General features: G+C 64.8%; 11 protein-coding genes. 4 read left to right on the forward strand and 7 right to left on the reverse strand.

Annotated features, from left to right (window positions below; all coding sequences use genetic code 11):
- Window positions 1-4: 4 nt before the first annotated feature.
- From nikE to JQ603_RS08865, 5 genes are read right to left on the reverse strand one after another with little or no spacing between them, the layout of a single operon-like run.
- A complete protein-coding gene (gene nikE / locus JQ603_RS08845; RefSeq protein WP_212338353.1) occupies window positions 5-1579 on the reverse strand; it encodes a nickel ABC transporter ATP-binding protein NikE in 1575 nt (524 codons plus the stop codon).
- Complete coding sequence (locus JQ603_RS08850; protein WP_212338354.1) at window positions 1576-2406, reverse strand: ABC transporter permease; 831 nt, start codon at window positions 2404-2406, stop codon at window positions 1576-1578. Before JQ603_RS08850 ends, nikE begins: the two co-directional genes overlap by 4 nt.
- On the reverse strand, window positions 2399-3346 hold the full coding sequence (locus JQ603_RS08855) for an ABC transporter permease (RefSeq protein ID WP_212338356.1): 948 nt from the start codon (window positions 3344-3346) through the stop codon (window positions 2399-2401). Before JQ603_RS08855 ends, JQ603_RS08850 begins: the two co-directional genes overlap by 8 nt.
- A 14-nt stretch (window positions 3347-3360) precedes the next feature.
- On the reverse strand, window positions 3361-4908 hold the full coding sequence (locus JQ603_RS08860; protein ID WP_212338358.1) for an ABC transporter substrate-binding protein: 1548 nt from the start codon (window positions 4906-4908) through the stop codon (window positions 3361-3363).
- Between the two features lie 18 nt (window positions 4909-4926).
- Complete coding sequence (locus JQ603_RS08865) at window positions 4927-6237, reverse strand: M20 family metallopeptidase (RefSeq protein WP_212338360.1); 1311 nt, start codon at window positions 6235-6237, stop codon at window positions 4927-4929.
- 81 nt (window positions 6238-6318) lie between these two features.
- Between JQ603_RS08865 and JQ603_RS08870 the strand changes: the two genes are divergently transcribed.
- Window positions 6319-7080, forward strand: coding sequence for a GntR family transcriptional regulator (locus JQ603_RS08870; protein WP_212339952.1), 762 nt, complete (start codon window positions 6319-6321; stop codon window positions 7078-7080).
- A gap of 134 nt (window positions 7081-7214) precedes the next feature.
- Here the strand turns inward: JQ603_RS08870 and JQ603_RS08875 are convergent, their stop codons facing one another.
- A complete protein-coding gene (locus JQ603_RS08875) occupies window positions 7215-8090 on the reverse strand; it encodes a polysaccharide deacetylase family protein (RefSeq protein ID WP_212338363.1) in 876 nt (291 codons plus the stop codon).
- A 5-nt stretch (window positions 8091-8095) separates the two neighbouring features.
- The gene (locus JQ603_RS08880) at window positions 8096-9202 is read right to left on the reverse strand and encodes an LLM class flavin-dependent oxidoreductase (RefSeq protein ID WP_212338365.1); all 1107 of its coding nucleotides are present in this window, start codon (window positions 9200-9202) and stop codon (window positions 8096-8098) included.
- A gap of 174 nt (window positions 9203-9376) precedes the next feature.
- On the opposite strand from JQ603_RS08880, the gene JQ603_RS08885 reads away from it, so the two are divergent.
- From JQ603_RS08885 to JQ603_RS08895, 3 genes are read left to right on the forward strand one after another with little or no spacing between them, the layout of a single operon-like run.
- Complete coding sequence (locus JQ603_RS08885; RefSeq protein ID WP_212338367.1) at window positions 9377-10258, forward strand: FAD binding domain-containing protein; 882 nt, start codon at window positions 9377-9379, stop codon at window positions 10256-10258.
- Window positions 10255-10740 carry a (2Fe-2S)-binding protein gene (locus JQ603_RS08890; RefSeq protein ID WP_349630717.1) on the forward strand — a complete coding sequence of 162 codons (486 nt, stop codon included), beginning with the start codon at window positions 10255-10257 and terminating at the stop codon, window positions 10738-10740. Before JQ603_RS08885 ends, JQ603_RS08890 begins: the two co-directional genes overlap by 4 nt.
- On the forward strand, window positions 10737-13130 hold the full coding sequence (locus JQ603_RS08895) for a xanthine dehydrogenase family protein molybdopterin-binding subunit (RefSeq protein WP_212338369.1): 2394 nt from the start codon (window positions 10737-10739) through the stop codon (window positions 13128-13130). Before JQ603_RS08890 ends, JQ603_RS08895 begins: the two co-directional genes overlap by 4 nt.
- Window positions 13131-13135: the final 5 nt, after the last annotated feature.

Genomic DNA, 13135 nt, shown 5'->3' on the forward strand with positions numbered 1-13135 from the left:
GTCGTCAGCCGACCGGTACGGGCGAGGCGGCCATCAGTTCGCGGGTATAGGGATGAACGTGCTCTGCGTCGAAATCCTCGGCCGGCAACAGGTCGACCATTTCACCGCGGCGCATCACGGCGATGCGGTGGGCGATCTGACGGATGAGGTTGAGATCGTGGGTGATGAAGAGGAAGGCGGTTCCGGTCGCGGCGCGCAGCGCCAGCAGCAATTCGATGATCTGCGCCTGCACGGAGACGTCCAGCGGCGCGGTGATCTCGTCGCAGATCACGAGCTTTGGCCGCGCGGCAAAGGCCCGTGCGATGGCGACGCGCTGCTTCTGGCCGCCGGAAAGCTGGTGCGGCCAGCGATCGGCAAAGGACGTCGGCAGGCGGACCTGTTCGAGAAGGCGGGGAATCTCGGCGGTGCTGCCGCCATACAGCTTCAGGGGACGCGACAGGATTTCGCCGACCTTCTGGCGCGGATTGAGCGAGGAATCCGGATGCTGGAAGATGATCTGCACGTCGCGGCGATAGGCCGCGTTCATGTCACGCGCGCCTGTGATCTCGCGATTGTCGAAGCGGACTTTCCCCGAGAAGCGGGCAAGACCGGTGAGCGCACGTGCCACGGAGGATTTGCCCGAGCCGGATTCGCCGACGAGGCCGAGAATTTCTCCCGCCCGCACATCGAGGCCGATGCGTTTGGTCGCGGGCGGCGGCGGATGGCCGAAGAGGCTGCCGCGACCGTAATGGACCTCGATGTCCGAAGCCGCGAGAAGGACATCGTCACTGGACTTGTCGTGAATGAGACGCCGTTCCGGCCGCGGCACGGCCTGCACGAGGGCCTGCGTATCGGCATGCCGGGGCGCGCGGAAAATCTCGGCGGCCGGGGCCTGCTCCACCAGACGGCCGTGTTTCAGGACCGCGACCCGGTCGGCAACCCGCGTCACGAGCGCGAGGTCGTGGGAAATATAGAGTGCGGCAACGCCAGTTTCCTCGCGCAGCCGGGCGAACAGTTCGAGGATGCGTGCACCGGTGATGACGTCGAGCGCCGTGGTCGGCTCGTCGAACAGGATGACATCAGGCCGGCAGCCGAACGCCGTGGCAATGATGACACGCTGCTTTTCGCCGCCGGAGATCTCGTGCGGATAGCGTCGCATGATCGCGGCGGGATCGCGCAGTTCGACATGACTGAGCAGGTCGACGGCCAGCGCATCCGCTTCGCGCTGCTTGAGGCCGCGGTGCTGGATTAGCGTCTCCGTCACTTGCCGGCCGATGGTGAGGGTCGGGTTGAGCGAGGTCGACGGATCCTGGAACACCATGCCGAGGCGGCGTCCCCGGATTCGGGTCAGCCCGCGCGGACTCAGGCGCTGGAGGTCGGTGTCACCGAGATGCAGGGAGCCTGCGATCTCGCGGGCATTGTCCGGCAAATGGCGCATCAGCGCCCAGGCGAGCGAGCTCTTGCCCGAGCCGGATTCGCCTACGAGGCCCAGCACTTCGCCCGGGCCGATCTGAAGCGAGATGTCGTGCAGCACGCGCACCGGTCCTGCGGCCGTCGCGTAGTCGAGCGTATAGTTCTCGATGGCAAGGGCAGGGATCACCGCTCATCCTTCGGATTGAGGGCGTCGCGAAGGCCGTCGCCCAGCAGGTTGAAGGCAATGGCGGTGAGTGCGATCGCCGCCGCGGGCACGATCAGACCCCACGGCGCCTGGTACATGTACTGCCGGGCATCGGCCACCATGAGCCCCCATTCCGATGCAGGCGGCTGCGCCCCGACGCCGAGGAAGCTGAGGGTCGCGAACAGCATGACGGCAAAGGACACGCGAATGGTCGATTCGATCACGATCGGCGCCATCACGTTGGGCAGCATCTCGCGGAAGATGATCCAGACTGCGCCCTCGCCACGCGCGATGGCCGCCTTGACGTAGTCCTGATTGCGCACGTTGAGTGCAACGGAGCGGGTGACGCGCGCCATGCCGGGCGCAAAAGCCACCGCAATGGCGATGACGGCGTTGCCGGCGCCATTGCCGAGCGTCGAGACCAGCAATAGCGCGAGCAGAAGGCCGGGGATCGCCATCACCGCGTCGTTGGTGCGCATGATGGCCTCGTCGGTTCGGCCGCCGAGATAGGCCGAGCCGACGCCGATGATGGCGCCGGCCGCGCTGCCAACGAAGGTCGCGATGAGGGCCATCGGCACGGTCGAGCGGGCGCCGACCATCAGGCGGCTCAGGATGTCGCGGCCGAATTGGTCCGCGCCAAGCCAGTTCTGCCAGCCGGGTGGGCGAAACCGGCCGAGAAAATCGATCTTCTCCGGCGCGTACGGGGCAAGCGCCGGCCCGAACAGGCATGCAATGGCAATGAGCGCCAGGAGCGTCACGCCGACGAGCCCCTGCGGTCTTCGGATCAGGCGGATGAGCAGCTCAGTCATAGCGGATCCGCGGGTCGAGAACGGCATAGGCCATGTCGGCAAGCGTGTTGGTGACGGCGTAGGTCGCCGCCATGATCAACGCGCCCGCCTGGATCGACGGCAGGTCGCGCGCCGTGATGGCGACCATGAGGGCCCGTCCGATGCCGGGAATGGCGAAGATCTCCTCGATCACGATGATGCCGCCGAGCAGGTAGCCGACATCGAGCGCAATGATCGTCACCACCGGCAACAGCGCGTTGCGCAGCGCGTGACGGAATAGCACGCTGCGTTCCGGCAAACCCTTCAGGCGCGCTGCGCGGATATAGTCCGATTTCAGCACGTCCAGCGTCTCGGAGCGCATCATGCGCATCACGTGCGCGATGAGGATCACCGAAATCGTCAGCACCGGCAGCGCCAAATGAGAGATGCCGTCGCCGAAATTTTCCAGCGGCGACACGTAGCCCGTCGCCGGAAGCCAATGCAACGTGTCGGCCAGCAGGAGCGCAAGCAGTGTCGCGGTGACGAATTCGGGCAGTGAGACGCCGAGATATGCGATCAGACTAACGCCGGTGTCGGCGGCCCTGCCTTGCCGCAGCGCCGCCACCACACCGAGTGGTACGGCGACGACCAGCGTGACGAGGATGGACGATGCCGCGAGCAGCAGCGAACGCGACAGCGCGCTCAGCATTTCCGGGCCGACGGGCTGGCTGGTCCGCATCGAGATGCCGAAATCGCCGGTGAAGACGTGGCCGGCCCAGCGCAGATATTGCTGCCAGGCCGGAGCGCCGAGCCCAAGCTTCGCCCTGAGCGCAGCCAGCATTTCGGGCGTCGCATTCTCGCCGAGCAGCGACTGGGCCGCGTCGGCCGGCAGGACCTGCGTGATGGCGAACACCAGCATCGACACGACGATGACGGTGTAGACCATCAGCAGCAGACGGCGCGCGAACCAGGCAAGCGACACCCGAAGCCTCCGCGTCAGCCGCGCTTCGGCGCGCCGGCGCCGAGCGAAACCAGATCGAGGCGGAAGACCGAACCGCGCGGATGCAGCGCGTAGCCCTCGACGTAGGAGCGCTGTGCGGCCAGAAGGTCGAAGAACGCCGAGATCACGGTGGGGACCTCCGTGTTCATCATCTCCTGCGCCTTGGCATAGAGCGCGGTGCGCTTGGCCTCATCGGTCTCGACGCGGGCCGCATTGATGACGGCATCGAACGCGCTGTTGTTCCAGCGCGTCTCGTTCCAGGTCGCATTGGACGTATAGAGCAGGTTGAAGATCGCATCAGCCGTCGGCTGCATGTTGTAGAAGCCGACGTAGAAATTGCCCTTCTTCCAGACCTGGTCGAGATAGGTCGCGTGCGGCATCGTCTGCACGTTGATGCGGAAGCCGGCCGCCGCGGCCATCTCGCGAACCGCGACGCCGAGCTGGGTGCGGGTCGCAGGCCTGTCGGATGCGATCAGCGTGAGGTCAATGCCGTTGGGATAGCCGGCGTCGGCCAGAAGCTGCTTCGCCTTGGCGACGTCGGGCTTCTTCATCGGGATGTTCTTGTAGAAGTGATAGGCGGAATTGAGCGGCGTGTCGTTGCCCGGGGTTCCGTAACCGCCGGCGACAAAGCCGACGGTCGCCTCGCGATCAACCGCCAGCGCCAGCGCCTGGCGGACCCTGACGTCGTTGAACGGCTTCTGATCACATCCGAGGTTGATGTTGAGGAATTGGCCGGAGGGCGTGCGCAGCGCCTTGACGCCGCTCGCCTTCACGAGCCGCTCGTATTCGCCGGGCGTCGTCGTCAGAAGCAGGTCGATCTCGCCGGAGATCATCGCCGACGCTTCGGCGGTGCGGTCCGGATATACGAGCAATTCCACGCGGTCGAGGTAAGGCCGTGTCGGGTCGTAATAGGCGGCGTTGCGTTCGACGACGATCTTCCGATCGGGCTCGTAGGACACGAGCTTGAACGGGCCGGTGCCGTTTGCAGTCGTGGAGAGGCTGGTGAGGTCGGAGGCGATGACCTTCGCCGGAACGATCCGCGCGTTGAGATAGGTCAGGGCCACCGGCAGATCGGCATAGGCGCCTGATAGCGTGAACTTGACGGTCAGGGGATCGATCGTCGCGACCTCCTTGATCGGACCGACATTGGTCCGGCCGGGGGAGGCGGTCTTCGGATCGAGAATGGCATTGATGCTGGCGACGACATCTTCCGACGTCAGCGGCGAGCCGTCGTGGAACGTCACGCCCGGGCGCAGCTTGAAGATCCACTCCGTCCGCGCCTCGTTCGGCTCCCAGGAGAGCGCGAGGTCCGGCTCGACGGTCATGTCCGGCTTCAGCCGGGTCAGGTTGGAATAGAGCAATTCGGTGACGAGATATTCCGGATTGACCCGCGCCAGCATCGGGTGAATCACCGACGCCGCCTGGTCGAGCGACATCCGCAGCACGCCGCCGCGCTTAGGGGTATCCGCGACGGCGATCCTGGGGAGAGTGACGAGGCTGATGGCCGTGCCGGCAAGAAACAGGCGGCGGGTGACGGACAGCATGGCAGTAGGCTCCTCGAGTTAGCGAATGGCGGTTGCTTCGGGCGAAAGGTCGGGACGGAATTCGGCGGACAGATAAGCCAGGACCGACTTTGCGAGCGCGACGATGTCGGTGAGCGTGGTGAATTCGCCGGGCGCGTGAATGCGACTGGTCGGCCGACCGAGGCCGGTCAGAAGGATCTCCTGCATGCCGGTCGCCTGCACCCAGCCGAAGTCGGAACAGCTCGTTGCGCCCCATTTGGCGAATTCGTCGGGTGCGTAGCCGAATCCGGCCGACAGCGCGTCCTGCCAACGCGGCCAGTGCGGACCGGTCGGATCCGACGTCGGCATCAGGTGCCCCGTCAGTGCGATTTCGATCTCTGCGTACGGCGCAGCCTTGCGGATCGCATCCTCGATCTCGTGGCGCGCGGCGAGGAAATCCTCCTCCGGCGCATAGCGGCGGCAGATCAGGATATCGAAGCGCGAGGGAATCTGCCCGCCGCACTGGCCGCCATGAGCGGCCGATATATCGAGCTGTGCGGCAAGCGGGCGTGTCGCGCCTGGCGCGGCGGGCAGGGCGGAGATGCGCTCTGCGATGTCCGGCTTCAAGGCGGCGAGCGCATTGAGGATCGGCAGCGCGGCCTCGATGGCATTGGCGCCGCTTCCGGCGTTTGCCGCTTCGCTCGCATGAACCGTCCTGCCATGGACTTTCACCAGCAGCGTAAACAGCCCGAAGCAACCGGCCCAGATGCGTGGCGCCGCCGCGCCGTTGAAGTTGAGGATGTGCCCCTCGAGCAAGCCCCGGTCCGCGAGATAGCGGACACCGGGATGGAGCCCGCCTTCCTCGTCGGTGCAGAGCAGCAGCATCGGATCATAGAAGAGCGGCAGGCCGGTGCGGTCGGCGGCGCGCAGCGCCAGCAGCACGGCCGCGATCGTCCCCTTCATGTCGGCGGCGCCAAGGCCGATCAGACGGTCGCCGTCGCGCGTCAAGTGCAGCGGATCGGTGGCCCAGCCCGGCGCGGCCGGCACCGTATCGACGTGAAAATACAAGCCCAGCACCGGCCTGCCGGAGCGGCGGCGCGCGATGAGATTGGTGCGCGCGCCTTGCGCCGGGCCGCCAGCGACGCGCCACAGGTGCTCGGGGACATCGATGCGCCGGCACTCGAGGCCAAGCGGCGCGACGAAGCTCTCCATCAATCCGGCAAACGCCTGGTATCCCGCACCGGGTGGGAAGGTCGTGTCGACCGCCACCATCCGCGCAAGATCGTCGACCGCGCTTTCGGCAGCGCGTTCGATTTCGGCGAAACCCAGGCTTAGCCCGGACTGCGCTGGACCGTTAAGCGGAGAAACCATTTGCGGCAGCTCATTTCTATATTCTATAAAGAAATACACGATGAGAACCGATTGCTGTCAATTCCAAAGAATGAGGCAGAGGTGACCGGTAAACAGGCAAAAGCGGCGGTGACGGGCTCGTCGAGCCTGCCGGTTCCTCTGTACGAGCACGTCAAGCGGCAGATCGCCGAGGCGATCCTGGTTGGAGAGCTGGCTCCGGGTACGGTGCTGCCGGGAGAGGTCGCGCTTGCAACGCGGTACGGAGTTGCGGTTGGCACCATTCGCCGGGCGCTGGCGGACCTGACTGCCGACGGCATGCTGGTGCGCCGTCGCAAGACCGGTACGGTCGTCACCGGCCGTGCTCCGCAGCACAGCCTGCGCTTCTTCTTTCAATACTTCCGCCTGCATGGTGAGGACGGCGGCCTGCAGCGCTCCGTACCTGAGGTCTTGTCCGTGGCAATCCGGCCGGCAGGCGCCGAGGAAGCCGCGCTCTTTTCGGAGCCGGCGGGTGAGCCGCTGCTATGTCTCGACCGCATCCGGAGAATCGGCGGCGTGCCGGTCATGCATTCGCAGATCAAGCTCCTTGCGCGCCGCGTGCCCGATTTCCCGCGCGAGCCGGCACGTGTGCCGGCGCTTCTCTACCTTCATCTGCTCGACGTCTACGGCATCCGCGTTGCTGCGGTCCGCGAAAAATTGTCGGCAGAGCTCGCGGACGCGAAAGACCGGCGTCTGCTCGGCTTGCGCTCGCCGAGCGCCGTCCTGGCCATTCACGAAGAGGCCTACGATCAGACCGGAGCATTGGCGCTGCTCAGCGAGCACCGCGCGACGACCGCGCACCATCGCTATGTGAATGAAATCCGCTGACCCAATCGGAGTAATCACCGTCCTCGAGCGGTGGAGAGACAGAACGACAAACCCGCATCGTTTGGGCTCGTCGCGCAGACCCGGCTCATCGATCAGCAGAGCGAACGCATCTGGCGACAGCAAATAGATCTGCGCTATTTTCCCGCCATCTCGGCGCGGTACCAGTCGCCGATTTCGCTTGCGGTCATCAGCGCGACGCCATCATGGCTGCTGACATGGTCGAGCAGTGCCTCCAGATACTTGATCCGGTGCGGCACGCCGGTGATGTAAGGATGGATCGAGATCGCCATCACCCGCGCATTATCGGCGCCTTCGAGATAAAGGCGGTCGAACTGGTCGGTGCAGCGCTTCAAGAACTGCTCGGACGGCAGATGCTGCAGCGCATGGATGACTATGTCGTTGGTCTCCACCGAATAGGGGATGGTGGTGATGGTGCCGTGGGGCGTGGCGATCTCCTGCGGCAAATCGTCGATCACCCAATCTGCGACATATTCGATGCCGTTGAGGCGGAGCAGGTCGAGTGTTGCCTCGGTTTCGGTGAGACCAGGGCTCTCCCATGAGCGCGGCGGCTTGCCGGCGAATTTGGTGATGGTGTCGACCGCGCGCTTGATCGCATCGGCCTGGTTGTCGAGCCTGTGCATCGGCCCCTGCAGGAAGCCGTGGCCCATGAACTCGAACCCGGCTTCCAGCGCGGCGGAGGCGACGCGGGGGTAGGAATTGCAGACATTGCCGTTGATGGCGAGCGTCACCGGGATGTTGCGCTCCGTGAGTGCCTTGAACTGGCGCCGGAAACCCGCGCGCATGCCGTATTCATGCCACGACCAGTTCGGCACGTCGGGCAACAGCGGCTGCCCCATTGGCGGCGACAGCACAGTACGAGGCATGGCATTTTCGATCCGCCATTCTTCGACATTGAGGATGACCCAGACGGCGAGCCTCTTGCCGCCGGGCAGCTTGAGCTTCGGGCGGTCGACCTGAGCGATGTAGGGGATGCGATCGGAGAGAGCCATCGTGTTCAACCTGCGGCGTCGCGGCTTCGGGCAGAGGCGGCGTTGACGCGTGGTATGACTTGCTCGGCCATCAGGATCATGGAGCGGCGGCCGGCCTCGCGGTCGCGCCAATCCTTGCCGGCGTAGAGGAGCGTGCCGAAGGTGCCGACGTCCTCCTGGAAAGCCAGCAACTGGTCGGCAACGCTCTCCGGTGTGCCGTAGATGATGAGTTTTTCGCAGATCGACTCCAGCGTCACCTCATCGTCGGGCTGGTCGCGCCGGGTCTTGAACAGCTCGATGCGACCATTTCGCTTCAGCTTGGTGAAGAGCGAGCGATAGTAGTAGACGTAAGGTCCGTTGGGGTCGGTGGCGTAGGCCTTGGCGGTAGCGGCATCCTTGGCGACGAATACGCTTTTGGCCACGCGCCAGTTGGCGGGATCGGCCCGACGCCCGGCGCGCTCGCAGCCCTCGACATATTTCGGCCAGTGGCTCTTCACCCATGCCGGCATCAGGAAGTTGGCGGAAATCGGTTCCCAGCCGCGCGCGGCCGCCTCAGTGACGCCCTTGGAGAAGGGCGCGACGGCAGTGACCACGATCGGTGGATGCGGACGTTGCAGCGGCTTTGCGATAAAGCCCTGACCGATGTCCTCGATCAGGGTTTTTTCGATCGAGATGTTCCAGTATTTGCCTGCAAGATTATAAGGTGGCTTGCCCTCCCAGATTGCCAGCACCTGGTTGATGGCCTCCAGGAACATCGCATTGCGATCGGCCTCGAGATTGCCAAACAGCTCGGCGTCCGACAGCAGGCCGCCCGGGCTGATGCCGAAGATCAGCCGGCCGTCGAGCATGTGGTCGAGCATTGCGATAGAGGCGGCAATTGCGGCCGGATGGCTGTTCGGCATGTTGACCGTGCCGGTGCCGAGCTTGATCTGCTTGGTGGCGGCGGCAAGCCAGGCGATGAAAGCGATGCAGGACGTGATGTTTTCGGCGCGGTCGGTGACGTGCTCGCCGACATAGGCTTCCGAAAATCCGAGCTCGTCCGCCAGCAGGAAGGCTTCCCGATCCTCCTTCAGGGATTGCCGCCAATCCTTGTCCAGGGGATGGATCGGCATCGTGAAGAACCCGAGCTTCATGATTGCTGTGCTTCCCCGAGCTGTTCTTGTTGGCGGGAGGGTGCGTCGGCCGGTCGATCAAGGCAAGTCCGAAAGTCGAAAAGACTGCGAAATCTAGTCGCTTGACCTTCGAAAAGTCCCACCCTCTAATCCCCTCAAAAGCAGAAAAGCAGTTCCGGGGAGGGGCTTGCCTGAATGAAAGCCGCGGCTTTCACCTACGCACGCGCGACCAGCGTTGCCAATGCGCTGGAGCTGCTTGCCGTGCACGGAGAGAAAGCGAGGGTGCTTTCGGGCGGGCAAAGCCTGATCCCCGCGATGAATCTGCGGCTGGTTGCGCCGGAGGTGATCGTCGATATCGGCGAACTCGTCGAATTGCGCGGGATTGCGGTCAAGGACGATATACTCGTCATCGGCGCGCTGACCCGGCATGCCGATCTCCTGAAATCATCCGACATTGTGAAATGCGCGCCGCTGCTCGGGGCGGCAGCGGCGCATGTGGCGCACCCCGCAATCCGCAACCGGGGTACCATCGGCGGCAGCCTCGCGCAGGCCGATCCGGCATCCGAACTGCCCGCCTGCATGCTGGCGCTGGGTGCGTCGATCGTCGTCCACGGCCCCGGCGGCGAGCGGCGGATTGCTGCGGAGGATTTTTTCACCGGGATTTACGAGACGCAGCTGGCACCGCAGGACCTGCTGGTCGCCATCGAACTGCCAGTCGCCCATACCGGCTCGGCGCATTTCTTCCAGGAGTTTGCGCGGCGGCACGGCGACTATGCGATCGTCGGCCTTGCGGCGCAGGCCGTGCTGCAGGGCGATCGGTTTGCCGACCTCCGGCTCGGCTATTTCGCCGTCGGCGACAAGCCCGTCCTGGCGAAGGCTGCCGACAAACTGGCGGGCGCTGCAATCACGCCCGCACTGCTGGCCGAGGCCTCCGACGCCCTTTCGCATGAGCTTGATCCGCATGAGGATCAGCAGGCGACGCCCGCAATGCGCCGGCATCTCGCAAGAGTCTTGCTGGCGCGCTGCGTCGCTTCGCTCCTGAACCGTCCCGATCTCGACATCGGAGGACGGACGTGACGGCTCCAATGGCGATCTCAGTCACGGTCAACGGCGAGCGCGTGGAAGCGCATGTCTTGCCGCGACTCAATCTTGCGGATTTCCTGCGCGAGCACCTGAAACTGACGGGCACGCATCTCGGATGTGAGCATGGCGTCTGCGGAGCTTGCACGGTGCGCGTCGGCGGCGAGATTGTGCGCTCCTGCCTGATGCTGGCGGTGCAGGCGAATGGCGCCGTGGTCGAGACGATCGAGGGGCTGTCCGACTCCGGCGAGATCGCCGATCTGCAGGCGGCGTTTCGCGACCGCAATGCGCTGCAATGTGGCTTCTGCACGCCGGGCATGCTGATGGCGGCGCAGGATCTGTTGCGCGAGAACCGAACGCCCGCGCGTGAAGAGATCCGCGAGCACCTCTCGGGCAATTACTGCCGCTGCACCGGTTATCACGCCATCATCGACGCGATCGAGACGACCGCGCGGGCGCGGATGGAGCTGAAGGCATGAGCTCGGCCCGCAGCAATCCGGAAAGGCTGTCGGTCCTGGACCGGCCGAACTCCTATATCGGCAAGACGGTGCCCCGGCCGAATCTGGAGCGGCTGCTGCAGGGCCGGGGCAGCTATGTCAGCGACATGGAGCTGCCGCGGATGGCGCATGTCGTGTTCTTGCGCTCGCAATATGCGCACGCGGAGATCGTGAGCATCGACGCCGCCGTTGCAAGGCGGATGCCGGGTGTGATCGCGGTCGTCACCGGCAAAGAGCTTGCGGACGTCATCACGCCGTGGATCGGCGTGCTCTCCCATCTCAAGGGCCTCAAATCCGCGCCACAATCGGCGATCGCGGTCGACCGGGTCTGCTGGCAGGGCGAGGCGGTGGCCGCCATCGTGGCGACGAGCCGTGCGGCGGCTGAGGATGCCGCTGAGCATGTTGCGGTCGAGTATAGGGAGCTCGAGGCCGTCACCGACATGCGCACGGCACTCGATCCGGCGACACCGGTCATTCATGCTTCGCTTGGCGACAATCTGGCGTTCGAGCGCGTCCTCGACGCAGGCGCCGTGGATCAAGCCTTCGCCGGTTCCGATGCGGTGGTCGAGGCCGAATTCATCTTCGGCCGCCACACCGGCGTGACGCTGGAGCCGCGTTCGGTCGTTGCCGACTGGGATGCCGCGGAAGCGCGGCTCACGATCTATCAGGGGACGCAGGCCCCGCATATGGTGCAGAACATCGCTGCACTGCACCTGGGTTTGCGAGAGTCGCAGGTTCGCGTCGTCTGCAAGGATGTCGGCGGCTCGTTTGGCATCAAGGTGCACATCTACGCCGACGAGATGGCGACTTATGCGCTGGCCAAGCTATTGCGTCGGCCGATAAAATTCGTCGCCGACCGCGTCGAGAGTTTCAATACCGACATTCACGCCCGCGACCATCGCTGCAAGGGAAAGATCGGCGTCCAGCGCGACGGCACCATCACGGCGTTCGAGATCGACGATCTGACCGGCATCGGGCCTTATTCGATGTACCCGCGCACGAGCGCAATCGAGGCCAACCAGGTCGTCAACCTCGTCGGCGGCCCCTACACCACGAAGAACTATCGCGCCCGGGCGCGGGTGGTGTTTCAGAACAAGAACGTGATGTGCCAGTACCGCGCGGTCGGCCATCCCATTGCCTGCTCGGTGACTGAAGGACTGGTCGATCTCGCCGCCATGAAGATCGGTATGGATCCGGTGGAAATCCGCCGCCGCAATCTCATTGCTGACGACGCCTATCCCTGCGCCTCGCCGTCGGGGCTGCGGTTCGAGCAGTTGTCGCACCATGCGTCGCTGGCCAAGATCGTCGAGATGATGAACTATGAAGCGCTGCGTGCCGAGCAGGTGGCCTTGCGCAAGCAAGGCATTCATCGCGGCATCGGCATCGCGAGCTTTATCGAAGTCACCAATCCCAGCGCCGCGTTCTATGGCGTTGGCGGGGCGAAGATATCGTCACAGGATGGCGTGGCGGTGCGGCTGGATGCGCAAGGCTCGGTGATCTGCCAGACCAGCATCACCGAGCAGGGGCAGGGTTCGCAGTCGCTCACGGCGCAGATCGTGGGCAGCGTCCTCGGCGTTTCCATGGATCGCGTCCGCGTCATGCTCGGTGACACCGACATGACGCCCTACGGTGGCGGCACCTGGGCTTCGCGCGGCGCCGGCATCGGCGGCGAGGCGGCGCTGCAGGCGACGAAGGTCTTGCGCAAGAATATCCTCGATGTGGCCGCCGTCATTCTGCAATCGACCTCGGCCGAACTCGATATCATCGACAATGCCGTGGTCAATGTCAGCGACGGCGCGCCGCGCATCGAACTCGATGAGCTTGCGCGCATCGTCTATTTCCGTCCCGACACCCTGCCGCCGGGCATCCAGCCCGAACTGATGGCGACAAGGCACTATGTGCCCCGTGAATATCCTTTCGCCTTTACCAATGGCGTTCAAGCCGCCTGGGTCGAAGTCGATGCCGACACCGGCTTCGTCAAGTTGCTCAAGCACTGGGTGGTCGAGGATTGTGGCACCATCATCAATCCGCAGCTGGTCGATGAACAGATCAGGGGCGGAGTGGTGCAGGGGCTTGGTGCGGCGCTGTTTGAAAGGTGCGTCTATGACGACCGGGGACAGCTGACCAACGCCAACATGGCCGATTACCTGGTGCCGATGTCCGGCGAAATGCCCGACATCGACGTGGGCCACGTCGTCTCGCCGACGCGGGAGTCCGAGCTCGGCGCCAAGGGCGCGGGCGAGGCCGGTACCGCAGGCGCGGCGGCGGCAGTGGCCAACGCGGTCAATGATGCGCTCGAACCGTTCGGAACAATAATCACCGAGATCCCCCTGACACCGCAGCTTATCCTGACGGCCTTGGGACGGATCTGACGAGG

The sequence above is a fragment of the Bradyrhizobium liaoningense genome (assembly GCF_018130825.1).
GTDB lineage: Bacteria > Pseudomonadota > Alphaproteobacteria > Rhizobiales > Xanthobacteraceae > Bradyrhizobium > Bradyrhizobium liaoningense_B.

Coding starts and splice junctions, on each gene's coding strand:
- JQ603_RS08885 (WP_212338367.1), top strand. CDS start 9,377: ATGAAAGCCGCGGCTTTCACCTACGCACGCGCGACCAGCGTTGCCAAT.
- JQ603_RS08865 (WP_212338360.1), bottom strand. CDS start 6,237: ATGGTTTCTCCGCTTAACGGTCCAGCGCAGTCCGGGCTAAGCCTGGGT.
- JQ603_RS08860 (WP_212338358.1), bottom strand. CDS start 4,908: ATGCTGTCCGTCACCCGCCGCCTGTTTCTTGCCGGCACGGCCATCAGC.
- JQ603_RS08880 (WP_212338365.1), bottom strand. CDS start 9,202: ATGAAGCTCGGGTTCTTCACGATGCCGATCCATCCCCTGGACAAGGAT.
- JQ603_RS08895 (WP_212338369.1), top strand. CDS start 10,737: ATGAGCTCGGCCCGCAGCAATCCGGAAAGGCTGTCGGTCCTGGACCGG.
- JQ603_RS08850 (WP_212338354.1), bottom strand. CDS start 2,406: ATGACTGAGCTGCTCATCCGCCTGATCCGAAGACCGCAGGGGCTCGTC.
- JQ603_RS08875 (WP_212338363.1), bottom strand. CDS start 8,090: ATGGCTCTCTCCGATCGCATCCCCTACATCGCTCAGGTCGACCGCCCG.